The sequence below is a fragment of the Vibrio spartinae genome (assembly GCF_024347135.1).
GTDB classification, from domain to species: domain Bacteria; phylum Pseudomonadota; class Gammaproteobacteria; order Enterobacterales; family Vibrionaceae; genus Vibrio; species Vibrio spartinae.
In genome coordinates, this window is sequence record NZ_AP024908.1 from 1 (window position 1) to 26,124 (window position 26,124).

Consider the following 26,124-nt stretch of genomic DNA (forward strand, 5'->3'; position numbering starts at 1 on the left):
TTGGCAATGAAGAGAGAAAAAACCATAGATAATCTCTACCAACTCGCTGAACAAACCAAACAAGTTCAGGCGGACCGGATAGAAATCGTTCTTGAAGAACGTAAAGACGATCACTTTCCCCCAATGTCTAAGGCATTGATGGAAACGCGTTCCGGTCTCACACGCCGAAAGCTGGATGAAGCTATTGCAAAAATGGAAGCTGAGGGGCATCAGTTTACGAAAAATAATGCCAATCATTATTCTATCTCTCTTGCCGAAGCGCATATGTTGATGGATGCGGCTGGCGTGTCTACTTTCCATCAACGTAAAAAGAACAATGATAATAAGCCTTGGATTATTAATGTTCAGAATCAAAAAGGTGGCACGGGAAAATCGATGACTGCGGTTCATCTGTCTGCCTGTCTGGCTTTAAATCTGGATAAAAGATATCGTATTTGCTTAATCGATTTAGATCCTCAAGGATCATTACGTCTATTTTTGAATCCTCAGATTAGTACAGAAGAAAATGAAAGTATTTTCTCTGCGGTGGATATCATGCTAGACAATGTGCCGGATGACACGACGGTGGACCGTTCTTTTCTGAATAAGAATGTACTGATGTCCACTCAGTACCCGAACTTGAAAACCATTTCTGCTTTTCCTGAAGATGCGATGTTTAATGCTGAAGCATGGCAATATTTATCACAAAACCAGTCATTGGATATTGTCCGTCTCTTGAAAGAAAAGTTGATTGATAAAATTGCTGATGATTTTGATATTATTGTCATCGATACGGGGCCACATGTTGACCCTTTAGTCTGGAATGCAATGTATGCGTCTAATGCGCTTTTGATACCATGCGCAGCGAAACGTCTGGATTGGGCATCAACCGTTAACTTCTTCCAGCATTTACCGACCGTTTACGAAATGTTTCCGGAAGATTGGAAGGGACTTGAGTTTGTTCGTTTGGTACCGACGATGTTCGAGGATGATAATAAAAAGCAAGTTTCTGTTTTGACGGAGATGAATTATCTGCTCGGAGAGCAGGTTATGATGGCAACGATACCACGCAGTCGGGCATTCGAAACCTGCGCTGATACCTATAGCACGGTGTTTGATTTAACTTCCGGTGATTTTGAAGGCGGGAAGAAAACACTGGCGACAGCGCAAGATGCCGTTCAAAAAAGTGCATTAGAGCTTGAGAGAGTACTACATACACATTGGCCATCGTTGAATCAGGGGTAAGAGAATATGGCAATGAAAACATCAGAATTAAACGCGAAACTGTTTGGTAAGGCCGATAAGCGCCGGGCAACAACCCCGCAAGAGGCGCAAAACGCTGCAAAAGAAAAAGCACATGTCATCGAATTGGCTGTGGCTGGCAAAGATTTAGTCACCTTTGAATTACAGCGTATACCAGCAGACCGTATTGCGACCCAAACGACCGTTTTTGAGCGGAATGCCCGTGAACAGTCGTTTCTGAATGAACATGCATTGTCTGATATTTTGAGTACGCTGCAAGACCGGGGACAACAGTATCCAGCCGTTGGACGACGTTCAACCGACGGTATGATTGAAGTGCTCGATGGTAGCCGACGTCGTATGGCATGTATTCTGGCAAATCAGGACTTCCTCGTTTATGTGGCGGGCGGAATTAATGAAGAACATGCCAAATTCTTGTCTGATGTGGCAAACGCGCATAAGCCGTTATCTCTCTACGAAAAAGGCAAAGAGATGCAGGCGAAACTGGATAGTGGCGAAGCTGAAGATCAAAAAGCCTTAGCAAAAATGTTCCAATGCAGTGAAGCGCTCGTGAGTGGTGCACTGAAGGCTGCCGATTTGCCTCTTGAGTTACTTCAAGCCTACCCCAATGTTGTTGAGCTTGGCCGCCCGACCATCGTAAAACTTCATAAGCAATATAGTGTTTTAGATGAGGAACAGCGGGAGCAGCTCTTAGATAAATGCCGTGCCGATGGTGAATTTGTCTGGCAAAAAAGTGAGGTTCAAGGTGTTGCTCGGTTGACCAAAGAAGTGACGGAAACACTGGAACAGTGGATGGCTTCACTTGCACCGAAACAGAAAGTTGCCTCGCATAAAATTGAATTAGTCAAAGGACGCGCGAGTTATTCTCGCAAAGGTAGCCAGTTAGTGCTGAATCTAAAGCGGGTTGATGATCAGCTTATGGATGAATTATTTGAATTTATTCAGAGTAAAATGAACTAACGTCTTGATTTCTTCTTGAAATAAAAAAGCCCGGTGAATCACCGGGCTTTTTTGAATCCTGAATTCCTCATGAGAAACACTTCCTTTTCCTCAGATGATTTGTATGATGTGATACCAATATTCCTGTTTTTATGGCTTTGCGATGATGTGTGCTTTTTCTGAGGTTCTTTCCCCATTATGCTCTTATTTGGAACAAACGTTCTACCGTGCCGGTATTGTGCTGAAAGGAACGCCAAAGTGGACTGAAGCCCGACTGTTGCAATTAAAGGACTATTTTGGCAGTCGGCATATACAGCTTGGCGGTCATCCCAGAGAAGGATATGAATGGTTCGATATTAAGTCTGGCCGTCGCTTACTGGGTCAGGAATGTGGACTGTTATTGGTTGATTTATCGGTTGGATTCGATGCTGACAGTTTTAATGCCGCTCTTGGAACGCTGCAAGGTGGCGGAATTTTAGTGTTTGTTAATGTCCCTGAGTGGGCTGAAAATTTAAATCCGGCCCAACAATGGTTACGGCGTGCTCTGGATCAACTGATATTCGTGGATGAGTTACAGTCGTCTGTCGAAGTCGATTTTTCACCACGACCATCAATGCGAATCGATCGATTTGAGCAACAGGACAAAGCCATTGAGTCAATTATTCATGTCGTCGAAGGGCATCGAAAACGTCCCTTCGTATTGACTGCTGATCGTGGTCGGGGAAAAAGCAGTGCATTGGGCATTGCTGCATCCGTTTTAATGACGCGTCGTCCATTTATTCAGATGATTGTTACGGCTCCTGCTTTCTCGTCGGTTGACCCGATTTTTTGCCATCTTCAACGAATGCTTCCTGACGGACAGATACAGGGAAAGACATTTATTTATCAGCAAGCCAAACTCCAGTTCATTGCACCAGATGAACTCATTTATGAGCGCCCGGGCTGTGATCTACTCTTGATTGATGAAGCCGCTGCGATACCTATATCGATGCTCACTTCTTTAACCCATCACTACCATCGTTTAGTTTTTTCGACCACTATTCATGGTTACGAAGGATGTGGCAGAGGATTTACGCTCAAATTTTTACCGTGGCTAAAACACCACAGGCCCGGTTTAACGCATCAGAAATTATCAATGCCGATCCGCTGGGCTGAAGGTGATCCACTTGAAAAGTGGCAGTATCAGACATTTTTGCTTGATGCTGAGTTACCCGCGATAGAAGATATACAAGATGGTCCAGTTCAGTATCGTAACCTGACTCGTGACGAATTACTGAATGAGCCAGCGTTGTTCGCAAATCTCTTTTCTTTACTAACCAATGCCCATTATCAAACGACACCGAATGATTTAATGGGCATTCTTTCTGATTCGAAGATCACAGTCTTTATTGCGCAGAGGGCATATCATCTTGTGGGATGCATTCTTGCAATACGGGAAGGACCGTTATCGCCAGATGCAGTTGCAAGAATTCAATGCGGTCAGCATCGTCCGAAAGGACATCTGGTGCCGACTTCTTTGGTGAACCAACTCGGGTTATCTGATGCGGCTGGGTTGTCTTGTTGCCGAGTGATGCGGATTGCGATCCATCCTGCCTGGCAAGGTCGAGGATATGGTTCTGCACTACTTTCCGCATGGACTCGTCAATGCTCGACTGACTATATCGCCACCAGCTTTGGTGCCACTTCAGCGCTCCTTCAGTTTTGGGAAAAAAATGGTTTTCATCCAGTGAAAATCGGTTCGCGTAGAGACCAGGCGAGTGGCTGTTACTCTATTGTGATGATTTACCGTAATTCGTATTCGTGGTTTGAGTCTGCGAGAAAACAATGGTCATACTATTTCCCACATGCCTTAAAAACAGAACTGACTCGGTTAGAGCCTGATGTTGTTCGGCAGTTGCTAAAGATGTGCGTCAATTTACCGATAATAAATATACCTGTCACATTGATTCGAAATTATGTTCAGGGCGGCTCCAATTATGAGAGTGTCGCGGTATGGATATCTCTCTATATGTCAGCGCTGCCACCTGAACATATCGACATGATTGATGACTTGTTGATTGAGAAAGTATTACAGAATCAGGCGTGGTCAACGATAGTTACTCATTCTTCTGTCACTGGCAGGAAGCAGATTGAGCAGAGAATCCGAGACAACCTTTCATCTATCATTGCGAGTTTACAGTGTAAATTTGAGTTATAGTCAATCAATCAAATTTGCCTATTTACACTGTAAATCTACTAAGTTGGTGACCCAGCACTGAATTTTCAATAGCGCTTATTTAGTTGCTGTCATGAGATGAGTAAAATATAAGCGAATAGAATGGATTGCGAGTATGTACGATAAGGACGCATAGATGTGGAAGAGAATTTTATCTATCACAGAAGATAAAAAGTCAGTCATCGCGAACCTGAAACCGATAGACACGCTGAGTAAGAAATTATCGAAAAGCGGAATCATGGAAGCTTTAACAAATTTAGGTGCCTCTGCGTTCTATTTGGATCAGGAAGTATTGGAACGGTTTATCAATGCTGCGAACGAAGGCAAAGGAGATGCTTATAAGGATACTGTCGTTGCGAAGCGTCTTCATGCACAAGTGAGGGTTGAGTTAGCAGAACAAGACATGCTTGCGAGTATGGTGGTTACGGGCGCATATGGTGGTCGAGGATTGCTCGGTAGTGATTTAGTTCATGCACTTGCCCAGTCAAGAGTCACTAAAGGTATCAATAAGGCAGCACTGAAAAAAGTTTTAATTGTCAGTAGAACGCTCTCCCCGGGAGAGGTATTTGTTCAGCCTATCGCACAAGGGAAAAATCCTGTCAACGGAGTTGATACGAAATTTATTCCTTTAGTTGATGATGTGAAGAAACGTGTATTGGCGCCACAGCATAAAGAAAATTCGTCAAAATTCGACATGAGAAATTTGGGAGAGACCATTACGGTAGGAGAAGGTGATGAAGTGATGCGCCGGATTCCCGCCACAAAAGGGACGCCCGGTTATACGGTTCAAGGGACGAGTATTCCCGCAAAACCGGGGAATGACTCACCCATGAAAGAAGGCAAAGGCACCACTCTTTCTGCGAAAGATCCCAATATTTTAGTCTCGACGATTTCCGGAATGCCGTTGATCAAGGAACGAAGTATCGATGTTGATAATGCATTATGTATGCAAAATATCAATGTGGGGACGGGACATGTGAAATTTAAAGGAGCCTTGATTGTCGCTGGCAATATTGAATCCGGAATGATTGTCCGTGCGACCGGCTCTATCACTGTCGGTGGATTTATCGAATCTGCAGATGTTCAGGCCCAAGGCGATATTCTCGTCGGGAAAGGAATCATTGGTCATACGACAGCCGATGACGAAAAACGCACTTGCACAGTAAAATCTGGTGCGACAATTAGAGCCAATTATGCGCAGTATTCTGAAATTCAGGCACATGATGATATTCATCTGAGCGTGCATAGCATTAGCAACAATATTCGTTGTGGGCAGGATCTGTATGTCATCGATGAAAAAGAGAAGCAAGGCACATTAAGTGGTGGCATGGCTAAAGTTGGCTGTAAACTCATCTGCGTCAATCTTGGGGTTGAGGGGGATACCGCAACGCGTGTTGAAGCGTTTGGCTGCTATGCGAGTTACAGAAAGCGTCTGGAGCAATACAAAGAACAATACAAACAGACACAGGCTAAAACAATGGACATTGTCCGTCGGGAATTAGAATTTAATAAGCGACCTAAAGAGAAGCGAACAGAAGAAGGACGTGAAGAGATTGAGCGTCTGAAACAAGAAACGAGTGAGCAGATGGCTAAAGAAAAAGAGATGCTCGCAGTGATGGAAGATGAATTTGAAGACAGGCTGAGAGAAAGTACCGTTGAAGTCAAAAGTAAAGTTTTCAGTCATGTGATTATTCAATTCGGCGATGAGCGTATTGTGATCAAGCGATCTCATGGCCCTAGTCTTTTTAATTTCACCCAGTATGAAATTAAATGTCGTTCTTTATTAGATGAAAATGATGTTGTCTCTGAAATGTGACTCCATATCGCGGCAACATCATTTTATTGTCTGCTGATGGGGGCGTTAAACAGCCCGGACGTTTCCCTGACGCAGATTGTTTAGCACTTCCTCTTTCGCACCATCAGCAATCACGTAACCTTTTTCCATCACGATAATACGATCGACAATATCCAGCATTGATGTTTTATGGGTGATGAGTATCAGTGTTTCGTTGGGGGTTAACTGCTTAAACTGATGCTTCACATGCATTTCTGAGCGGTTATCCATGGCACTGGTCGGTTCATCCATTAATAGTACCGGTGGACGACCTAACAAGGCGCGAGCAATTGCAACTGCCTGTTTTTGCCCCCCGGAAAGTAATTGTCCGCCTTCTCCGACTTGCCGTTCCATTCCGGCAGCGTCCTGTTGAGTAAACATCGTCACACCGGCACGATTTGCTGCATCGAGAACATCTCGGTCATCAACTAATGGTCTTCCGAGTGTAATGTTTTCACGAATTGTCCCGAAAAATAGCAGGCTATCTTGTGGCGTACAGCCAATATTTCTACGAATATCAATGTGATGTAACTGAGAGATATTGGTGTCATCAATACGAAGGTGGCCTTCTGTGGGTTTATACAATCCCATGATCAAGCGTTCTAATGTGGTCTTTCCTGAGCCCACTCTACCGATAATTGCGACTTTTTCTCCGGGATTGATGGTGATACTGACATCACGAATCGATGCTGTCGCCGAGCCTGGGTAGTGAAAAGTCACGTTGTCTAACTCGATTTTGCCTTTAAAGATGGGGCGATGAATATAGCGTTTCCCTTCCTCTTGTTCTTCAGGCATCGCCATAATACCTTCGATTAACGTGAAAGCTGATTTGGCCTGCGTATACCGTGTCGAGAGCAAAGAGAGCTGAATCATGGGCGCGATTGCTCGGCTGCTGAGCATCGTGGCTGCAATCATCCCCCCCATGGTCAAGTCACCTTCAGAAATCAAATAAACACCGACAATGATCATCCCGATGTTGCTCACCTGCTGGACAAAACCCGCAGCATTTTGAATACCATTGGTTATTTTTCTGCTTTTAATGTTCCAATTCGCCATGTGTGCGACTGCTTCTTCCCAGCGATATTGGAATTGACTTTGTGCACCAAATAATTTGACGGTTTCTAAACCGGAAAGGCTTTCAATCAGGTTGGCATATTTTTGAGACGCAAGTCTTGAGCCTTCTTCGATTGCGACTTTGAGTTTGCCCTGAATCAGGTAGGAGTAACATGCCAAAATCACCACGCCAACAATCGGTACGATGACCAGTGGACCTGACATTAACCAGATGAGAAATAGAAATAAGAAGGCAAACGGTAAATCAATCAGTGATGAAATTGTTGCAGATGTGAAAAACTCCCGGATCGACTCGAATTCTTGGAGGTGTCTGGCAAATGCTCCGACAGAAGGGGGGCGGTTTTCCATACGGATGCCCAGCACCTTACTGTAGAGTTTTGAAGAGATCAGAATGTCTGATTTCTTTCCTGCGACATCAATGAAATAGCTTCTGAGCATTTTTAAGGTGATATCAAACAGAAAAATACAAACGATACCGCTGGAGAGCACCCAGAGTGTTTCAAATGCGAGGTTCGGCACGACTTTGTCATACACTAAGCGGGAAAACATCGGTGCAGCAATTGCGAAAGCATTGATCAGCAGTGATGCTATCAGTACATCACGGTAAATTTTTTTCGATTGCCAAAGGGTACTCCAGAACCAGTGACCTTGATTTGTTTTTAAGACTTCCGGAGATCTTTCATCATAACTGAACTGCTTTTTGACCATAAAATAGCGGCCGATATAGCGTTCTTCCAGATCCTGAAGAGAATAGGAGATCGGTACCATTCCGGATGACTCGGTGATAACTTCAGCTTCTTGTTGCTCTTCATTAAGACTGAGTAATACGCATGACTCGCCCCCTTTAAGTAGGAGTACGACGGGGAATATCAGTCGAGGTATCTCGCTCAATTTTGCGCGGTTTTCTTTGGCAACCAGCCCTGCCCTTTCTGCTGCCCGGGGGAACAAAAATGGAGTGAGTCTCCCATCTGATAACGGTAATCCATTAACCAGCGCTTCCGGAGAGTTAGCTAAGCCATAATACCGGCTGATATAAATCAGCGAATTGAGTAATGTATCTTTCATTCAAGCTGACCTTTTCAATTATTTTCCATCACTTATCAACAATAAAGCCTTGGAATACATCAATAAAGTGTTCAGCCAGAAAGTCTAGCTGCTCTTGTGTTTCTATTCTTGACGCTACCGTTGTAATGTCTAGGTTATGCGCGGCTCTTGAAATCGACGCAAGTGTATAGGTCTGTTTCTCGTCTTTCAGATTATGTGTGAATACGTAATCCAATTTCACGTAATTCGGTCTGAATTCGTTGAGGTAATCCAGTGTCTGGAAATGTCGGCCATAATGATCGACACCAAAGTCCGCACCAGTCTCTCGGATGGCATGACAGAATAGTGCAGTATAGTTGGCGTTTTCGATAAAACAGGCTTCCGGAATTTCAAAATGGAATCGTTTCGCGACCGATGGATTTTGTATCAGTAACTGAGAGATCCAGCGAATAAAGCTCGGATCCGAAATGCTGTTGCTAGAAATATTAATCGCCAGAATGTCGTTGCCGCTTTCATCCTGAGCTAATTTTTCGAACATCTGCTGAATCACATACTCATCGAAAATATGGCTGACGTTAAGCTGTTCCAGCGCAAACAGGTATTGTGGCGCACTGTATCGTTGACCATCTTTTTCGATTGAGGAAAACACCTCTTTATGTAATTCCTTACCATCCTTGTCACATGCAGTCTGAAATCGAAAGCGAACCAAATCATCTTTCATTGCTTGATCAACTAGCGTTTTCCACTGCTGTTTACCCATGACTAGGTGATTTTCATCACTGTTGATATAGCTGTATGGTTTTGTCCGCTCCGCTTTTGCAGACGCTAAAGCGTTATCCAGTAGCGACAATATATTGGAAGTTGTGGTTTTCGATTTATTCAGCACCAACCCCAGATAAGCTTCCGGAGAGACAAGCCCCGTCGGATCCGGTGTTATGTTAGAGACGCAGTTCATTATATTTTCCGCAATGGCCTGAATTTCATCGTCCTCAGCATGAGGGAAAAGAAAGGCGAATTCACTATTTGATAAGCGTGCAAGAGTCGTTTTCGGAGCGTTAACCGACAGTTTGAGATGTTCTGCCAGTGTTTTTACTTGCGCGTCGCCGCTCTCATAACCCTCAACATCATAGCTTTCTTCGATAAACGTCGCCTGAAGTATCGCAACAGCACCGTATCCGCCTTCACTTAACCAGCTTTCCAACTGATTCATATAGTAAGAGCGATTGCCCAGTTTTGAGACGGTATCGAGATAAGCCCGGTCTCGCAGTTGTTGCGCTTCTTTGGCCTGAGCCATAAAAGCTTTTTCGATCTGAGAAGACATCCGGTTGATCCCGTCAACGACATGGACGAGGTCTTTCGTCATTGGCGGGGGCAACGGCTTACCAAACTGGCTGCGCGCGACCTGCTCCATTTTAATCACTATCGCATGAAGGGGGCGTAGAGAGTGTTTGATCATCAGCGAAATTGCGATCAGCCCGAATAGGAAAATACAGCCGAAAACAATGCTCAGGCGAATGAGGGCATCCCATAATTGTCGATATGCTTCGCCCGGATGGCTGACAATGTTCACTTTAGCGAGCTGCATCCAGCCACTGGTCACCACGCGGCTTCTATTGATTGGTTTAAACAAGCCAAGGTGAGTGAACCATGCAGGGACACCGTTTGGTGTAATGGGATACGTTCGCACAATCGCAGGGCGATCATCGAAAAAGGTTAATTTGACCAGTGAATACGTGCTGCCATCAAACAGTGCATTGATTACCGACTCGGCTGAAACCGTGTCTTTATCTTCCAAATACGGGGCCAGTGCCAGTCCTACGGTATTGATGGTGTTGCTGACTTCTGAACGTTGCTGTTGTTCAAGATTGCTGCGTGTCGTATTAAATTCAATAATAAATACAGAACTAATCAGCAAAATAAACAGCGCAATCATTCCCATAACGATTTGCTTGTAAAGAGTCATATTTCCCTACCCATCGTAGCTAACTATCGGTTTATTCAAAATGAGTTCCCGTTCCCGATCCCTTAAGTCATTCCACAGACTCAGACGAGATGAGTCGCCCGCCAACTGACCGTTTTTCGATTTCATCAGCCATAGATTCCGACCATTGAAGCTGTAGATCGGCAATAAATCGGTTCTGCGCCTTGCTGGCTTGATTTGAGGTATCAAATTATCGAGGATGAGAGGCTCTGCATCTGGTGTTTTGTAATAGGCAAGTACCATGTGAAACTGATTGAGTTTAATGGCTTTAACATAGACTAATCTTAGTTTGCTGTCCGGTACGCCAATTTCTCTGAGAGAAAAATATTTGGCAATTGTAAAATCTTCGCAATCTCCTGCATTCGCTCCCAGAAATTCCAGCGGCGTTGCCCAGTAATCTTGCTTACCCCATAGCTTGATATCGCTGACAAAGTAGAGTTGATTGAAAAAGGCATTCACTTTTTCCAGCTTTTTTTGTGTTGAAAGTGGTTTATATTCGGCCAAAGCATTCCGCCAGGCTTCGACTCGTTTACCAGCCCGCTCACCGTAAACTCGTGTTACGGCATTTACCCACTTCTGTTCCGTGGTATCAAGGGCCTGTAATGACGATACCGTCAGTAGTAATAGCATAAAGATGACTGTCAGCCAGCGTTTCATAATGCCTCTATTTTTCTGATCGGATTACTCATGGGCAGATGTCGGGCTCCATTATTCTTTCAGTGCGTTTTCCTGAGCACCAAGTATCGGCTGTAAAAGATACTCCATCACGGTTCTTTTCCCAGTGATGATATCGACTGATGCGGTCATTCCCGGGATTATGGGGAGGTCTCCATCATGATGCAATGTGGTGGAAAACGTCCTGACCCGAACGATATAGAAACTGTTGCCCTCTTCATCCTGAGAGGTATCGGCACTGATATGTTCAAGCGTGCCTTCCAATCCACCATATTTACTAAAGTTATAGGCGCTAAACTTGACGATAGCATGTAAATTCGGACGGAGGAAAGCAATGTCTTGGGGGGCAATTTTTGCTTCAACGAGTAATGTATCTTCTGACGGAACAATTTCAACAATATCCATGCCCGGTTGAATCACGCCACCCACTGTATTGACATTGAGCGTTTTGACCGTACCGGTGACCGGAGAAACGACCACCGTCCGGTTGACCCGATCTTCCAGCCCGACGGCTGACTCGGTGAGCGCTGATAATTTATCCTGAGCCTGATTTAACTTGTCCTGCTGCTCGGAACGGAAGGTTTGTGCGGTATCAATACGGCTATACATCGCTTCTTTGAGCGCCGCTTTTGCCAGTGGTATTTTTAATTGACCAGATGTCATATCTCGGCGGATATCGTTCACTTGCCGTTGTAATTTTAGGATCTCGATCTCTGGCACAACGCCTTCTTTTGCCAGCGGTTCAGTCATCTGTAGTTCTTTTTGAACATACTTATAGCTTTGCTCCAAATTCGCGACTCTGGCTTGTAATTCAATCAGATCCTGATTTTTCTGTTTGATTTGTTGATCGACCACCGAAAGCTGGTTTCTCAAATTATCCAGTGACTGCGTGTACTGTGCTTTTTGTCGTGTCACTAATTTGGCTTTTTTTTCGGCCAATGCTTTAGGAAATTTCAAATGACTGTAGGTTACGACAACATTTTTCTGCCAGTTGGTTTCGTCGAATTTCTCATTAATTTTCACACTGTTGATCGATGTGGACAATTGGACGACGTTTGCTGTTAAGTTGGCAACTTCCTGCTCCCGCTCGCGGTAATCGGATAAGAATTGGGTTTTATCAAGGAGTATCAGTTGTTGCCCTTTTTCGACGTGCTGGCCTTCTTTGACCAGAATTTGTTTGACCAGCCCGCCTTCTAAGTTTTGGATCACTTGAACTTGGGAGGAGGGGATGACTTTGCCATTTCCGACGGTTACTTTATCTATTTCAGCAAAAGATGCCCAGATGATTGCGATAACAAAAAAAACAGCCATAACCCATAACATAATCCGAGCACTATCTGGGGTATTCAGTAGAAGTGCCGCCGTTTTATCGTCAACATATTCCAGTTCTTCTGATGAAAGTTCGCTGTAGCTGTCTTTACGCATCAAGACATCCTATTCGGTTCGGATTACTCTGTTGATTTTATTACTAGTCTGATGAAATGTTAAGAATCGGCATCAGATAGATGCTGAAAATCGCTGAATTCCTCTATTTTCGCTAGAAACTGTACCATACCTTGACAAGATTGCTTGGTTTTTCTGGAAATTGTTGCCGTTTTGTCGCGGGGTTGATGTGATACTTGTCTTATCAATATGAAAGGCGCACAATCACGAAAAAAATGCAGGAGCACGCATGGAACTCTCAGATATTCGTCGGGAATATATTCAAGGTGGCTTAAGAAGAAAAGATTTGATGTCAAATCCTTTTCATCAATTCGAGCATTGGCTACAACAGGCGATTAATGCCAATATTTCTGATCCGACAGCCATGACTGTTGCGACAGTTGCTCCCGACGGTCAACCTTTTCAACGGATTGTGTTGCTGAAGGATTCTGGTGAACATGGCTTTATTTTCTATACCAATCTGGGCAGTCGTAAAGCTCACCATATTGAACACAATAATCGCATTAGTCTCCATTTTCCGTGGCACATGCTAGAGCGTCAGGTGCATATCACCGGACGGGCTCAGAAACTTTCAGCGATGGAAAATTTTAAATACTTTTCCTCTCGTCCAAAAGATAGTCAATTGGCTGCCATTGCAAGTCATCAGAGTCAGCGAATCTCTGCTCGGGGCATCCTGGAAGGGAAGTTTCTGGAGTTAAAACAAAAATTTGTAAAAGGAGAGATTCCTGTCCCCAGTTTTTGGGGGGGGTATCGGGTGATTCCTGAAAGTTTCGAATTTTGGCAGGGTGGGGAACATCGTTTACACGATCGATTCCTTTATGCACAACAGGAAGCATGTCAAGGTGACGGACAGTGGGAGATTAACCGATTGGCTCCTTAAGCCGTTGCATTTGTTATCGCCCTCATCGGCAATCGGATGACGGCAGAACCAAAAAAGGGAAGCCATGGCTTCCCTTTTTTGGTTGATCAGTGAATTACTCTTTAATTTCTCTTACAACCCGAAAGCCGATGTAATTCGCGGCTGTTGATGGCTCAGAGAAGAGTTGGCTATAGACCACGGCATTGAGTGGCGAGAAACTCCAAGCACCGCCTTTGAGGAGACCTTGAGGCGCGCTGGTCCATTCCCAGACGTTGCCGATAACGTCATACAGCCCGAGAGGGTTCGCTGGGAATGATTTGACCGGAGATGTACTTTTGTTTGCCCAGAAAGAGCCACTCCACCCGGTATTGGCTAAACCAGTCGCAAAATCATCGCCCCACCAGTAGTCGGTTTGCGTGCCAGCCCGAGCTGCAATTTCCCATTCATCTTCCGTTGGGAGTCGGTATTTAAACCCTGTTTGTTTTGAAAGCCAGTTTGTAAATGCTTTCGCATCATTTTGGCTGACGCAAACAACAGGCGATTGCGAGGATTGTTTAAACCCGGGGTTACGCCAGTAATGACCAGACTGTGGGGTCATTTGGTTATTGATCATCGCCACACACGTTTTCATCAGTTCTGCATCTGAACGGTAATTGGTCTGCGTGACAAACACTTTGAACAGTCCAACAGTGATGGGGGTCGATGAAATTGCGAAAGCATGATCAAGGAACACTTGAGTCGATGCATGTTCCCCGATGAAGAATTTCCCTGGCGTTATCGTGACCAACTCGGGGCCTGAGAGGCTTTGTGATAATCCATCCGCAAATGCATAGCCAGTTTTCAACTGATTATGCTCTTCTTTCAAAACAGCCCGAAGTTGGCTGTCTGACTTCAAATTAATCTCTGTTTGATATGGAATATAACCTGTTTTTTCGATCCGGATCTGATGAACACCTTCCGATAGCGTTAATGTCAGTGGTGTATGACCATAGCGAACATCATCAATAATTACCTGATCGTCATACAGATTGGAACGAAGTATCAGATTAAACCAAGCAACTTCCTGCTGAATTGGTTGTTGATCGTCAATGATACAGTACTGGGCATCAATATCTAAAAGTTGGCAAGGCGCTGCATTGTCCGGCTTCGCTCCTAACCGTGCTTCAACAATGGTTTGATAACGGCTGGCATCAGAGAAACCTGATTGAACCGTTTGATGCTGAAGGACATGAATATTCAGGGATGCCTTTGAAGCATGTTTTATTGCAGTTGGAGATTCGCTAACACTGTTTATTAAAGACGTCTGGAACTGTTTGACCGCTTTTTGCAGAGCCAATTTTATGGTTTGCTGTTCACATGCGGCAATGGTCATTGATGGGTGACAACGGTTGGTAAAGCTGACTTTTTCCACCCCTTCTTTTAACAGTTCGATCCTCAACCGTTTTGCCCGAGCTTTCAACTTATTTCGCTGGAGATCGGCAATGTTCTTTTTGAGTAGAGAAACCTTGGTTTCCTGATCTTTGAGTGACCCTTTCTGTTCTTCCAGTTGGTTATCCATATCAAACAAACTCTTCTGATTTTGCTTGTATTTTGACCATGCATTCTGGTAGGTCGACTGATAAGAGCTGATATCCAGTTTGGGATCCGAGATCATCTTTTGATAGGCATTTTCCAAATCTTTTTTGGTTCGGTTCAGCTTGGCTGAAAGTTCCTTATCTTGCTGACGAAGTCTGCTGAGCTCGGTTTGTTGGTTTGCGACGGTCTGTTGTTTTTCTTGCAAAACGTTCTGGGCTTTTTCCAGATCTGTATTTTTACTGAAAAGTGCATCGTCAATTTGGTTGACTAAAGGTGCGGCTTTTTCTGGCAATGTCGCATCTTCAGCAAAAGCGCTGAATGATACGAAACCAAGCAGGAGGGTTGATAATAGAGCAGTTATTCCTTGTCGCATGCTTTTGTACTTCAATGTTGGATCGTCAAGTCGTCTGATCGATTGTAAACGAAAACGCCATTCGTCCATAAGTCATATATCAATAACTTACAGACAAAATGGCGTCGTAACCATATCTTTGTGAATCGTACCAAAAAAATAATTCACAAATTGGCATCTAGCTTTGCTTATTCGGACGAAGTTTGACCCATACCGTATCACTACTATTGACTGTAATGACCTGATTATATGTCTCATACCCGTCTTTGGACACTGTAAACTGATGGCGGCCATGTGGTAGAACGATCTCTACCGGGGTACTACCATAACTGACACCGTCAATGGTCACAGAATCCTGATATTGGTCAGAGCGGACGGTTATGTTTGCCCACTGCTTTTCCTTTTTTGGTGTATAGTTTTTCTGTCCTTGCAGACAGTATCGCGTCGATACAGCCAACAGTTTACATCCGGCAGTTGCTCCTGGCCGAGCCTGAAGTTGCGCTTGAATTTTGGTGTAGTAGTCATTGTTACCCTGAAAACCGCTCGACAAAATCTGGCTATCCTGAATGGATACATTCAGATCGACATTTTTAAGATTTTGCTTGGCGATGACAGACTCTGTCAGATTATCGAGTAGTTTATCCTGAAAGGCAGAGACCGCTTTCTGTTTGGTTAGATAAACACCTTGATTCGCACATTCACCCAACGTCATCGTCGTAGAACATGTTGTTTTATAGTTCGCTTCAATCGTGTTGCTATCCATCAACTCAGCATTAATGCGTTTGACCCGAGCTTCAACCCGAGACTCTTTCAGGTTATCGAGCTCGCTTTTCAGGCGGGCTTGCTTCTGTTTGAGCTGGGAGACACGCATTTCACTTTCAGTAATCGTCTGTTCATGATCCAGTCGAGATGCTTGATTTTGCTTTAACTCATTCCAGACTTCCTGATACTTCTTCTGAAAAGTCGCTAAATCGATGTCCGGATCTTCGAGAAGTTGGCTATATTGTTTGTCCAGATCTGATTTGGCACGATTTCTTTTCGTTTCCAGCTTACTGCCTTCGCGTTTCAAACGGTCTTGATCATTTTTCAACTGCTGGAGTTTTGTGATTTCAGTATCGTACTTGGATGAAATAGATTTTATCTCATCTTGTTTTGTATCTATTTTTGCATCAATCGTCGCAACAGGGTCAGTCTGTGCGACATTTGCTTCATCAGCATATGCGAATGCTGGTCCCAAAAGAGGGATAAGCGCCAATACGAGCGCTGGGATGTGACGTAGTATCATAGGTCCCTGCAACAATTTTTAACGTTTAGCCACAGTAACTCTGTGGAGAAGACAATGACTCGACAACTAGAAAAATAATGAAGTAGCTGTCTCATAATTCTTACTCTATTGGAAGCATAAATAACACAAAATCTAACTTAGGTCGCTGATTTTGTATATTTTAAATATGCTACTTCCATTTTGAGCCGAATGAGAAAATATGCAAGTATTTCACCTCAATCTCTGCTCTGGTTTTGCGTTTGAACAAACATTCTCCGTAATTTATGTGCACTTGATCATTGTTCCGGTTTTTGCTCAAACGTTCAGCGTCATACTCTTTCGAGATTTATCAACATGCTTAATATACATGAACGGCAATTATTTTCACGGAATTAGTTACAGATTTGGATCCATCACTTCTGATAATCATCTATATGCTTATTTGTGTCATTGTGTTTGAAAAAATAGCTGTTCTAAGGTAGAAATCTACTATTCATATGATTGACACTATATTGCGCATCGCAATTGTCGTACCGGATTTTGAGGAGGATGTGGGATGTCTATGCAAAAAAAAACTTCCCTACTTGTGTCCGATCAAGTTCCGACACCGAGACCGGCGGAAGTGATGACGTTGCCGTCGGGGATGGATTGTCATGCTCATTTTTATACACAAATTGTCGTGTGCCTCAATGGCATGACGGAGTTTGAAATCAGCGGATATGGTAATCGAGTCGGCCCGGGGCAGGGGTGTATTGTCCACGCGGGAGCCAACCATGCTTTCGGTGGGATTGTTGAAAGCGCTGATATCATGGTTCTCAATTTACCGTTTCCTGCCACAGAAACACCACTGATGATGCAACAACTCAATGATCTGTCGAGTTCGGGGTGTTATTTCTGTCTTGATGAACCATTTAAAAATCTGATTCGAATTCTGGGGCAGGAGATTGCCACAGCTCCGGAGGATTATCTCTTGAGTCAAGCTTGCCATGATACGCTGGTCTCGATCTTACCTCGTCATATCACTGGTTATGTTCCGCACGCTAAAGAATCTCGCTTTGATATGGATATCATCGATCATTATATCGACCGAAATATAGGCCGACCGATCACGGTTGCCCAACTTGCCGGCAGTGTTTTTCTCGGAGAAAGTCAGTTCCACTCACATTTTAAAGCAACGACCGGCGTCACACCGTATCAGTATGTACTGAATAAGCGGGTTCAAATGGCAAAACGGCTCATTCAACAGGGCGGATATACTTTGGGTCAAGTTGCGGATATCACCGGTTTCTCTGGTCAGAGTTCTTTCTCTCATGCATTTATTCGACTCGTGGGTCTTTCCCCTTCTGCTTACAAGAAACGTTATCAAAAATAAGACGTTGTTCCCAAATCGAACCTATCATTGTTGCTTCTTGCTCATTTATTTCTCACGCCATTGTTTATATGAACGGATCCGTTCGTGTCTGTTTTTTACCGCTCTCAAAGTGTTTATTTCTCTGGTTATTCGCTAAAAAAACATGTCGATAGATTAGCTTAATTGATGTGATTGTGTTTTTAATTTGTTAAATATCGGAGCTTTCCACAAAAAAAACGGAGTTTTTGACAAGTAATCCTCAGATGCTCAGAATACACTGCTAGCTATTGTAAAAGGCCCATTCGGGATCACGTTAAGGGAAAACGCATGTTTACTGCAAATGATGTGTTGAAGTCGGAGTTTGTTGAGCAGCCACTGAATAAACTTTGGGCACTTATCTCGCCACTATATATGGCTGATGAGTCACAATGGCTACAGGAATTGTTACCGCTGGCAACACCGACTGATCAAGAAAAACAAGAAATTACAGAAAAGACGACTCAGTTGATTCAGTCGATCAGAGCCGATAAGAAGTCAGTGCAAATGATTGACGCGCTGCTTCTGGAATATAGTCTGGATACGCAGGAAGGTATTTTGCTGATGTGCATTGCAGAGGCGCTGATGCGTATCCCTGATGCTGAAACAGCCGATGCCTTTATTAAAGATCGACTGAGTGTTGCTGACTGGCATTCTCATTTGAAGAACTCAGACTCGGTTTTCGTCAATGCTTCGACATGGGGATTGATGATTACTGGCAAAGTGCTGGAGTTATCAGATATTCAGAGTACCAGCCCGATGCAGGCATTAAACCGGTTAGTCAACCGTTTCTCTGAGCCTGTCATTCGTCAAGCGATGCATCAAGCCATGAAAGTCATGGGGCGCCAGTTTGTTTTGGGTCAGTCGATCGATGAAGCGCAGAAAAATGGCCAGTCAATGCGTGATAAAGGATATACATATTCTTTCGATATGCTTGGGGAAGCTGCGCTGACCAGTGCGGATGCAAATAAATATTGTCAGGATTATCTGTCAGCCATTGAGTCGGTTGGTAAAGCTTCAGAAGCGGGAACGCTTCAGTCATCGCATTCTGTCTCGATCAAACTGTCTGCATTGCACCCTCGTTATGAAGTCGCGAATCAGGAACGGGTTATGACCGAGCTGCTGGAGGCTCTGGTGGTGCTTGTTAAACGGGCGAGAGAGTTTGATATCGGTATCTCGATCGATGCGGAAGAGGCTGACCGGCTGGAGTTGTCTCTGATACTGTTTGAGAAATTGTACCGCCACGATGTTAACCGCGGCTGGGGCAAGTTGGGAATGGTGGTTCAGGCTTATTCAAAACGCGCGTTACCGGCACTCACTTGGCTGACTGGTTTAGCAAAAGATCAAGGGGATTTAATTCCGGTACGGTTGGTTAAAGGTGCTTATTGGGATAGTGAGATTAAGTGGTCGCAGCAAAAAGGGTACACCGGTTATCCGGTCTTTACCCGCAAAGAAGCATCAGATGTCTCTTACCTAGCCTGTGCTCGCTTTTTGTTATCGGAGCATGTTCGAGGTGCCTTATTTCCTCAGTTTGCCAGTCATAACGCTCAGACAGTGACCGCCGTTGCTGTGATGGCAACACACCATGATTATGAATTCCAGCGGTTACATGGCATGGGTGACGCACTGTTTAATCAGGTAATGACGACTTATCGCCCCGCAATCAGAATTTATGCGCCGGTGGGCAATCACAAGGATTTATTGCCTTATCTGGTGCGGCGTTTGTTAGAAAATGGTGCCAATAGTTCTTTCGTTCATCGGCTGGTCGATGCCCGTTGTCCGATCGATTTACTGAATCGCCATCCTGTGGAGGCACTACAGGCGTTTGAAACGTTGCATAATGCTGCGATTCCGTTACCGCTGGATATCTATCCCGACCGTCGCAATTCCTACGGTGTCAACATTGATATTGAAAGTGAAGCTGCTCCTTTTGAGCACAAAGTCTCTGAGCATTTACATCAGCAATGGCACGCGGCACCGATTATTCATGGCGAAGACCAATACGAAAGCATGATCAAGGAGAAAGCTGCGTTGACGCCGGTCACTGCACCTTATGATCATCGCATCGAAGTCGGAAACGTGATCATGGCAAATGAGCAGCAGATTACGACAGCGATTGAGATCGCACAGCAATCGTTTCCTCAATGGCGCGACACTGAGCTTGCTGTTCGGTCTGCGTATTTGACACATTTTGCTGATCTGTTGGAATCACACTTGCCAGAGTTTGTTGCATTGTGTCATCAAGAAGCGGGTAAAACCATCCATGACAGTGTTGATGAAGTCCGGGAGGCAGTCGATTTCTGTCGTTATTATGCCACTCAGATCATGCAACTCACGCCAACATCGCATCTCGGTTTCAATGGTGCTGAACGGCATACGCAGTATCTGGGACGTGGTGTTTTTGTCTGTATCAGCCCATGGAATTTCCCATTAGCGATCTTCGTTGGACAAGTGGTCGCGGCTTTGGCAGCAGGGAATACGGTGATTGCCAAACCCGCGGAACAGACGTCCCTCATTGCATTTCGTGCGATTCAACTGTTGTTGGAAACGGGGATTCCTGCCGGTGTGATCCATTTGTTGCCGTGCAATGGTAAAGACAGTGGTCACTTACTTACCTCTCATCCGTTAATTGCCGGTGTTGCTTTTACCGGTTCAACAGGAACAGCACAACGAATCAACCAAACATTAGCAGCAAGACCATGTGACCCGGTTCCTTTAATCGCCGAAACTGGTGGGCAAAATGCCATGATTGTTGATAGTACGGCATTGCCTGAACAGGTTGTGAGGGATGTTTTGCGTTCAGCATTCGCGTCAGCCGGACAACGTTGCTCAGCATTACGTGTGTTATTCATCCAAGAGGATGTCGCGGATCGGGTGGTGACATTGATTGAAGGGGCAATGCAGGAGCTTTCCGTCGGTGATCCCAAACTGCATCGTACTGATGTAGGGCCGGTGATCGATAAAGCAGCACAGAGCCGGTTATTCACGCATATTGAAAATATGAAACAGACTCAAACGCTCATTGCTGAACTGACCTTGGATGATGAATGTGCGCATGGCATGTTTGTCCCACCGGCGGCATTTGAAATTAGTGGGATTGAATGTCTGAAAGAAGAACATTTTGGTCCGGTATTACATATCGTTCGTTATCGGGCAAAAGATTTGCCACACATTGTTGAACAGATCAATCAGACTGGTTTCGGTTTGACCTTAGGGATTCATAGCCGGAATGAAACAACGTACCGGTGGATTGAAGCGCATGCCCGGGTCGGAAACTGTTATATCAACCGTGATCAGGTTGGTGCTGTTGTGGGCGTTCAGCCGTTTGGAGGGCAAGGATTGTCAGGGACAGGGCCAAAAGCTGGCGGGCCTCATTATCTCTACCGGTTTACCCGCCCTTTTTATCGTGACACAGCGGTAAAACATAGTGAAACAGCGGTAAAACAAGGAGCGGACCATGGTGAGTAAAACAACACATTTTTCTGATGCTGCTTTGGCATGGCAGCAATGGAACTTAACAGATTTTAGTTCTAAAAGTGAGCATTTACTTCGTCTTGCTCAAGCTTTGGAACTCGATGCGGCTGACTTTGCTCAGGTCATTACTTATCACCTCAATAGTGCGAGAACTCGGATTGCAGAGGGACAGCTTTTAGTTGGTCCGACAGGGGAAACAAACGAACTCTATAGTTCTGGACGCGGGGTTGTCGTGCTCCTTCACAAACGAAGCGGTGTCAATGCTTCACTGGCTGTGGTTGCTCAGTTAGCAGCCGCTTTAATTGCTGGAAACAGTATTTTACTTTGTTCTGATGATACGCCGCTGAATTCACGTTTGGCGTCAGCATTGGAAAACAGTTGTTTTCCCGTTCATCTGGTACAAATCGTGGCGGTTGAGGCATTTAATCAGATCATGACGTGTGACGTGCGTCAGGTCGGAATGATTTGTGAGCCGCAAGATGCCCGACAGGTAAATCAAGAACTGTCTAAGCGCCCGGGCGTGATTATTAGTCCGGTTATCGAAACGGATTTGGATCAGCTCCCGATGGCACATGATGCAGCACTAGTGTTACGTTTCATCACGGAACGGACACGCACTATAAATATAACAGCGATAGGGGGAAATGCTTCTTTATTAGAAATGGGAAGCTCGAACCACTAAAACCTGCTTTCCGACGTCTGTTGGTCTTCGGGCTGACAGACGTTCGGTGAGAAACAGGGAAGGCGATCAATATAGAGAGGAATGAATTATGGAAAATAGCTTTGCTATTACAACGACCTTTATCGTGTACCTCATTATGATGTTAGCGATAGGGATTTATGCATACTTACGAACGAAAAACTCAACCGACTACTTTCTCGGTGGGCGTTCTCTGGGGCCTTGGCCTGCAGCCTTGTCAGCCGGTGCATCCGATATGAGTGGCTGGTTGCTGCTGGGGCTGCCCGGTTACGCATATGCCGCAGGACTAGAATCTATATGGCTTGCCGGTGGCTTGCTGGCCGGAAACTGGCTCAACTGGTTTATCGCATCAAAACGTCTCCGTACTTACAGTATTACCACCGATGCTATTACAATTCCGGAATTTTTATCTCGCCGTTTTAATGATCGGTCGAAGCTGATTCAAACAATTTCTGCATTTTTTGTTTTGTTGTTTTTCCTCTTTTACACAAGTTCAGGCTTAGTGGCTGGTGGGAAACTGTTTGAGACAGTCTTTGGTCTTGATTATACCACTGCGGTAATTATCGGCACGATATGTGTGGTTTCGTACACGCTGTTTGGTGGATTCCTTGCTGTCGCATGGACCGACTTAGTTCAGGGCCTGTTAATGGCGGCAGCCTTGCTGATTGTACCGATGGCCATGATGCAAGATGGTTTTTCTGTGTTGGGCGATAACTTAACAAAGATTAATCCAGAGTTACTGACCATTTGGCGTGGTATGGATGGTCAACCACTAACCGCAATTGCTATTATTTCTCTGGCGGCTTGGGGCCTCGGATATTTTGGTCAGCCACATATTCTGGCGCGTTTTCAGGCGACGCGTTCCAATAAAGATTTGCGCACGGCGCGCCGAATTGCAATCGGCTGGTCTGCACTAGCGATGTTTGGGGCAGTGATGGTTGGGCTTGTTGGTTTGGTTTATACCACCAACCACCCAACGCTGACCTTAGAAGATGGCGAAAAGATCTTCATGCTATTGGTCAATGCTGCTTTCCATCCGGTGATTGCCGGCATTCTGTTAGCTGCAATTCTCGCTGCAATTATGAGTACAGCCGATTCTCAGTTGCTAGTGTGTTCATCAGCATTGGCAGAAGATTTCTATAAACAAGTCATCAAGAAAGATGCAACGTCTGAAGAAATTGTCCGGGTTGGTCGTCTCTCTGTTATGGCGATTTCTATTCTCGCCTTGGTACTGGCGATGACACCGGATAGCTCGGTGCTGGGATTGGTTTCTTATGCATGGGCCGGATTTGGCGCTGCATTCGGACCTGCACTGGTGATCAGTTTATTCTGGTCTCGTATGAACCGTAATGGTGCTTTAGCGGGTATCATTGTGGGTGGCGTGACGATAGTGGCTTGGAAGCAATTAACTGGTGGCATTTTTGATGTCTATGAAATTGTACCGGGGATTATTTTCTCTACACTGGCAATTGTCGTTGTCACACTACTCAGTCGTGAGCCGGAACAAACGGTTCAAGCACAACATCAGACATTCTTGAAACAGCTTAAAGAGCTCGATTAAAGATAAAAATAATATGAGGAACCCCTCTTTTTGAGGGGTTTTTTGTGCCACCAGAATAATGAGCTAAGCAATTGATAAATGGTTGCGGATCTGAACGAAATAGAGGTTTTTGGGAATAATTAATAAATTTTAGTGACTCGTGCCACAATTTTAATGTTGACCTTTGAGAGGATGTTTCTATATGGATAATTATGCTTATTATTAGCAATAAGTAATTTACTTGATGAGGTTTATCATGTCTGAAGCATATTGTCCCGTGTGTCGTAAAGTGACTCCACATAAATCAATTATGCGACGTTGTCAGACTGAACGTTGTGCTCGATGGAAAGAGATCCAGCTATTCATTTCCTTACTGATGCGTGGTAACCATTATTATAAAATGGAAAGGCAACACTTTTGCCGGGTATGTAACCACCAGAATGTCAGACCTGTACTCGCCCTCCCGAACAATCCCCAGAATGAGCCCCGAGTTTCTTAGTCTATAGGGTGAATCGCTTAGGCTAAAACTCTCCTCTGACGCTTTACAGTGTAAATCAGAGCCATCACATATATGGTTCACGGTTTGTTTTGGTTTGATAAACTTTATGCCTTGATAAACCTTATTCTTTCACAAACTGTTCTTTCACCGACTTTAGAAGACTCCCCCATATAATGATTTGAAGAGCCTCTCATTTTAGATGATGGGACATTAAAAATATGTCGTAGCACGACATTTTCCCGCTTGGCGTGCTACGTAGTAAAAGGGCTTTCAACATTGAGCAGATTACATATCTCAACAATAGCGAGCGACAGACTTGATTTAATCACTTGTTGTTGGCGGTCCAACTGTAATTGATAAAGTTTTGCATCGATTTCTTCATCATCGATTTGCACTGGTGTTAATTGAAATATTCCCATTTTTTTGAAAGCGCTAATTTTGTGAATCGAATCCAATATCTTTGGATCTGTAAAATGATATTCGGCCCCATCTTTGTTCAACTGATTTCTGAGGCGGATCATCGTCTCGATATCATGATAGACGTCATCCTGTATCACACCTAATCCAAACAGCAGTTTGATTCGGACACTTAAATCGCCAAGCGGACCCGAAGACTCCAGGAGTGGATTAATCACTGATTTGACAGCGAGATAATCACTCCGGAAAATACGTTGTACTAGTGAATCGATAGATTTTTCAAAGATATTGACAGCAGCGATGAAAAAACCTCTGACCGATGAGGCTGCATTCAACTGTTCAATAATGTCTGCTTCGTTAATTTTCTCTACCATAAAGAAAGCATCATAGTTAAAAAGGAGGAGGGGGCAGGAGCAGGCCCCCAGCCTCGCTTATTATTTTTTAGAGGGTGTTATAGATAGCTTCGACTTGCTTAGCTTCTGTCCCGTATTCATCCAGATTGGCATAGTGAGCTAATGTTGCCAAAACACCATGCTGACTCAGATATGCCTGTAATTCGACGGCCTGAGGATCTGAAGCGTTCGTGTATTTTAATGCAGCCGCAACGCCTTTCAACAGCGCTGTATTTGCAATACCATACGCTATTGTACCACGTAATGGTTTGATTAAACGGTCATTTTCTCCGAGCTTACGGATCGGTTGACGGCCAACCCGTTCAACGTCATCGATTAAATACGGATTTGCAAATCGGGACAAAATTTTCTCGATATAAGCCGCATGGGCTTGACGGTCAAACTGATAGCGTTGGATTAAAACTTCTCCACTTTCGGTCATTGCTTGTTTGACGTCAGCATAGATCGCTTCATCCTCAATGGCTTCTTTGACCGTCTGAAGACCCTTGAGACAGCCCAGATAAGCTGTAATACAGTGGCCAGTATTGAGCGTAAACAGTTTCCGCTCGATATAAGCCATCAGGTTATCGGTTTTTTCCATGCCCGGAATATCAGGAATATCACCGATGAATTGCAATTGATCAACAATCCATTCACTGAAACTTTCAACCGTGACATCCAGAATATTATCAGATGCTTCTGCCGGTGGGACGATGCGGTCAACGGCTGAATCAACAAAGCCAATCAGAGTATCTGCTTGGTTATGATAGTCTGCCGCCAGATGCAAATAGACTTGTTCTTTTAGATGTGAAGAGCCCCGAATCATGTTTTCACAAGCGATGATATTCAAGGGGGTGGTATTGCCACTCTCTATACGTTTCTGGATACCTGTCGCGATCGTTTTAGCAATAATATCCAGAACGTTTGGTCCAACGGCTGTCGTGATTAAGTCAACCTGAGTCATGTGTTGATAAATCTCATCACTGGTTGAATGAACGGCCGTGACATCTTTCACCGTTTGCCACTGACATTCTGACCCGACAACTTTCACTTGATACTGCCCGTCTTGGCGCAGTTTCTGGACGACTTCCTGATTGACGTCTGCAAAAATAACGTGGATTCCCGCATCCGCCAGAAGTTTGCCAATAAATCCTCGGCCGATGTTACCGGCACCAAAATGAATTGCCTTTTTCATAGACTGTTACCTACCAATTAAAA

17 protein-coding genes are annotated in these 26,124 nt (G+C 44.5%); 9 read left to right on the plus strand and 8 right to left on the minus strand.

The window, feature by feature from the left end; translation table 11 throughout:
- Positions 1-6: 6 nt before the first annotated feature.
- The 4 genes from OCU60_RS17800 to OCU60_RS17815 all read left to right on the plus strand — a co-directional run bounded on the left by OCU60_RS17800 (position 7) and on the right by OCU60_RS17815 (position 6,212).
- Complete coding sequence (locus tag OCU60_RS17800) at positions 7-1,224, plus strand: AAA family ATPase (RefSeq protein ID WP_074371990.1); 1,218 nt, start codon at positions 7-9, stop codon at positions 1,222-1,224.
- 6 nt (positions 1,225-1,230) lie between these two features.
- Positions 1,231-2,202 carry a ParB/RepB/Spo0J family partition protein gene (locus OCU60_RS17805; protein WP_074371991.1) on the plus strand — a complete coding sequence of 324 codons (972 nt, stop codon included), beginning with the start codon at positions 1,231-1,233 and terminating at the stop codon, positions 2,200-2,202.
- Positions 2,203-2,344: 142 nt separating this feature from the next.
- Positions 2,345-4,378, plus strand: coding sequence for a tRNA(Met) cytidine acetyltransferase TmcA (locus tag OCU60_RS17810; RefSeq protein WP_083602581.1), 2,034 nt, complete (start codon positions 2,345-2,347; stop codon positions 4,376-4,378).
- A gap of 154 nt (positions 4,379-4,532) precedes the next feature.
- Positions 4,533-6,212, plus strand: coding sequence for a FapA family protein (locus OCU60_RS17815; RefSeq protein ID WP_074371992.1), 1,680 nt, complete (start codon positions 4,533-4,535; stop codon positions 6,210-6,212).
- 45 nt (positions 6,213-6,257) lie between these two features.
- On the opposite strand, the gene OCU60_RS17820 is transcribed toward OCU60_RS17815, so the two are convergent.
- Genes OCU60_RS17820 through OCU60_RS17835 form a run of 4 tightly spaced genes read right to left on the minus strand, consistent with a single transcriptional unit; the run spans position 6,258 to position 12,429 of the window.
- Entirely contained in the window at positions 6,258-8,369 is a 2,112-nt protein-coding gene (locus OCU60_RS17820; protein ID WP_074371993.1) for a type I secretion system permease/ATPase, read from the minus strand.
- Positions 8,370-8,397: 28 nt separating this feature from the next.
- Entirely contained in the window at positions 8,398-10,311 is a 1,914-nt protein-coding gene (locus OCU60_RS17825) for a bifunctional diguanylate cyclase/phosphodiesterase (protein ID WP_074371994.1), read from the minus strand.
- Between the two features lie 6 nt (positions 10,312-10,317).
- Positions 10,318-10,986: a transglutaminase-like cysteine peptidase gene (locus OCU60_RS17830; RefSeq protein ID WP_074371995.1), complete on the minus strand. Its 669-nt coding sequence runs from the start codon at positions 10,984-10,986 to the stop codon at positions 10,318-10,320.
- 51 nt (positions 10,987-11,037) lie between these two features.
- A complete protein-coding gene (locus tag OCU60_RS17835; protein WP_074371996.1) occupies positions 11,038-12,429 on the minus strand; it encodes an HlyD family type I secretion periplasmic adaptor subunit in 1,392 nt (463 codons plus the stop codon).
- Positions 12,430-12,676: 247 nt separating this feature from the next.
- On the opposite strand from OCU60_RS17835, the gene pdxH reads away from it, so the two are divergent.
- The gene (gene pdxH, locus OCU60_RS17840) at positions 12,677-13,327 is read left to right on the plus strand and encodes a pyridoxamine 5'-phosphate oxidase (protein ID WP_074371997.1); all 651 of its coding nucleotides are present in this window, start codon (positions 12,677-12,679) and stop codon (positions 13,325-13,327) included.
- Between the two features lie 94 nt (positions 13,328-13,421).
- Here the strand turns inward: pdxH and OCU60_RS17845 are convergent, their stop codons facing one another.
- Both OCU60_RS17845 and OCU60_RS17850 read right to left on the minus strand, forming a co-directional pair.
- On the minus strand, positions 13,422-15,254 hold the full coding sequence (locus OCU60_RS17845; protein WP_074372049.1) for a formylglycine-generating enzyme family protein: 1,833 nt from the start codon (positions 15,252-15,254) through the stop codon (positions 13,422-13,424).
- A 157-nt stretch (positions 15,255-15,411) separates the two neighbouring features.
- Positions 15,412-16,518 carry a PEGA domain-containing protein gene (locus tag OCU60_RS17850; RefSeq protein ID WP_074371998.1) on the minus strand — a complete coding sequence of 369 codons (1,107 nt, stop codon included), beginning with the start codon at positions 16,516-16,518 and terminating at the stop codon, positions 15,412-15,414.
- A gap of 535 nt (positions 16,519-17,053) precedes the next feature.
- Here OCU60_RS17850 and OCU60_RS17855 point away from each other — a divergent pair.
- From OCU60_RS17855 to putP, 4 genes are all read left to right on the plus strand, one after another.
- Complete coding sequence (locus tag OCU60_RS17855) at positions 17,054-17,869, plus strand: helix-turn-helix domain-containing protein (RefSeq protein ID WP_074371999.1); 816 nt, start codon at positions 17,054-17,056, stop codon at positions 17,867-17,869.
- 306 nt (positions 17,870-18,175) lie between these two features.
- The gene (gene putA, locus OCU60_RS17860) at positions 18,176-21,352 is read left to right on the plus strand and encodes a bifunctional proline dehydrogenase/L-glutamate gamma-semialdehyde dehydrogenase PutA (RefSeq protein WP_074372000.1); all 3,177 of its coding nucleotides are present in this window, start codon (positions 18,176-18,178) and stop codon (positions 21,350-21,352) included.
- Positions 21,342-22,040: a 1-pyrroline-5-carboxylate dehydrogenase gene (locus OCU60_RS17865; RefSeq protein WP_074372001.1), complete on the plus strand. Its 699-nt coding sequence runs from the start codon at positions 21,342-21,344 to the stop codon at positions 22,038-22,040. The genes putA and OCU60_RS17865 overlap by 11 nt, the downstream gene beginning before the upstream one ends.
- An 88-nt stretch (positions 22,041-22,128) precedes the next feature.
- The gene (putP, locus tag OCU60_RS17870) at positions 22,129-23,619 is read left to right on the plus strand and encodes a sodium/proline symporter PutP (protein WP_074372002.1); all 1,491 of its coding nucleotides are present in this window, start codon (positions 22,129-22,131) and stop codon (positions 23,617-23,619) included.
- A 729-nt stretch (positions 23,620-24,348) separates the two neighbouring features.
- Here the strand turns inward: putP and OCU60_RS17880 are convergent.
- Together OCU60_RS17880 and OCU60_RS17885 are read right to left on the minus strand one after the other, a co-directional pair.
- Positions 24,349-24,888, minus strand: coding sequence for an MltR family transcriptional regulator (locus tag OCU60_RS17880; RefSeq protein WP_074372004.1), 540 nt, complete (start codon positions 24,886-24,888; stop codon positions 24,349-24,351).
- Positions 24,889-24,955: 67 nt separating this feature from the next.
- On the minus strand, positions 24,956-26,101 hold the full coding sequence (locus OCU60_RS17885; protein ID WP_074372005.1) for a mannitol-1-phosphate 5-dehydrogenase: 1,146 nt from the start codon (positions 26,099-26,101) through the stop codon (positions 24,956-24,958).
- Between the last annotated feature and the right edge of the window lie 23 nt (positions 26,102-26,124).

Excerpts from the sequence above, each read along its gene's own strand:
- putP (WP_074372002.1), top strand. The coding sequence starts at position 22,129 with ATGGAAAATAGCTTTGCTATTACAACGACCTTTATCGTGTACCTCATT.
- OCU60_RS17800 (WP_074371990.1), top strand. The coding sequence starts at position 7 with ATGAAGAGAGAAAAAACCATAGATAATCTCTACCAACTCGCTGAACAA.
- OCU60_RS17805 (WP_074371991.1), top strand. The coding sequence starts at position 1,231 with ATGGCAATGAAAACATCAGAATTAAACGCGAAACTGTTTGGTAAGGCC.
- OCU60_RS17820 (WP_074371993.1), bottom strand. The coding sequence starts at position 8,369 with ATGAAAGATACATTACTCAATTCGCTGATTTATATCAGCCGGTATTAT.
- OCU60_RS17880 (WP_074372004.1), bottom strand. The coding sequence starts at position 24,888 with ATGGTAGAGAAAATTAACGAAGCAGACATTATTGAACAGTTGAATGCA.
- OCU60_RS17885 (WP_074372005.1), bottom strand. The coding sequence starts at position 26,101 with ATGAAAAAGGCAATTCATTTTGGTGCCGGTAACATCGGCCGAGGATTT.
- OCU60_RS17865 (WP_074372001.1), top strand. The coding sequence starts at position 21,342 with ATGGTGAGTAAAACAACACATTTTTCTGATGCTGCTTTGGCATGGCAG.
- OCU60_RS17835 (WP_074371996.1), bottom strand. The coding sequence starts at position 12,429 with ATGCGTAAAGACAGCTACAGCGAACTTTCATCAGAAGAACTGGAATAT.
- OCU60_RS17825 (WP_074371994.1), bottom strand. The coding sequence starts at position 10,311 with ATGACTCTTTACAAGCAAATCGTTATGGGAATGATTGCGCTGTTTATT.
- putA (WP_074372000.1), top strand. The coding sequence starts at position 18,176 with ATGTTTACTGCAAATGATGTGTTGAAGTCGGAGTTTGTTGAGCAGCCA.
- OCU60_RS17810 (WP_083602581.1), top strand. The coding sequence starts at position 2,345 with ATGATGTGTGCTTTTTCTGAGGTTCTTTCCCCATTATGCTCTTATTTG.
- OCU60_RS17855 (WP_074371999.1), top strand. The coding sequence starts at position 17,054 with ATGTCTATGCAAAAAAAAACTTCCCTACTTGTGTCCGATCAAGTTCCG.
- OCU60_RS17845 (WP_074372049.1), bottom strand. The coding sequence starts at position 15,254 with ATGCGACAAGGAATAACTGCTCTATTATCAACCCTCCTGCTTGGTTTC.
- OCU60_RS17830 (WP_074371995.1), bottom strand. The coding sequence starts at position 10,986 with ATGAAACGCTGGCTGACAGTCATCTTTATGCTATTACTACTGACGGTA.
- OCU60_RS17815 (WP_074371992.1), top strand. The coding sequence starts at position 4,533 with ATGTGGAAGAGAATTTTATCTATCACAGAAGATAAAAAGTCAGTCATC.
- OCU60_RS17850 (WP_074371998.1), bottom strand. The coding sequence starts at position 16,518 with ATGATACTACGTCACATCCCAGCGCTCGTATTGGCGCTTATCCCTCTT.
- pdxH (WP_074371997.1), top strand. The coding sequence starts at position 12,677 with ATGGAACTCTCAGATATTCGTCGGGAATATATTCAAGGTGGCTTAAGA.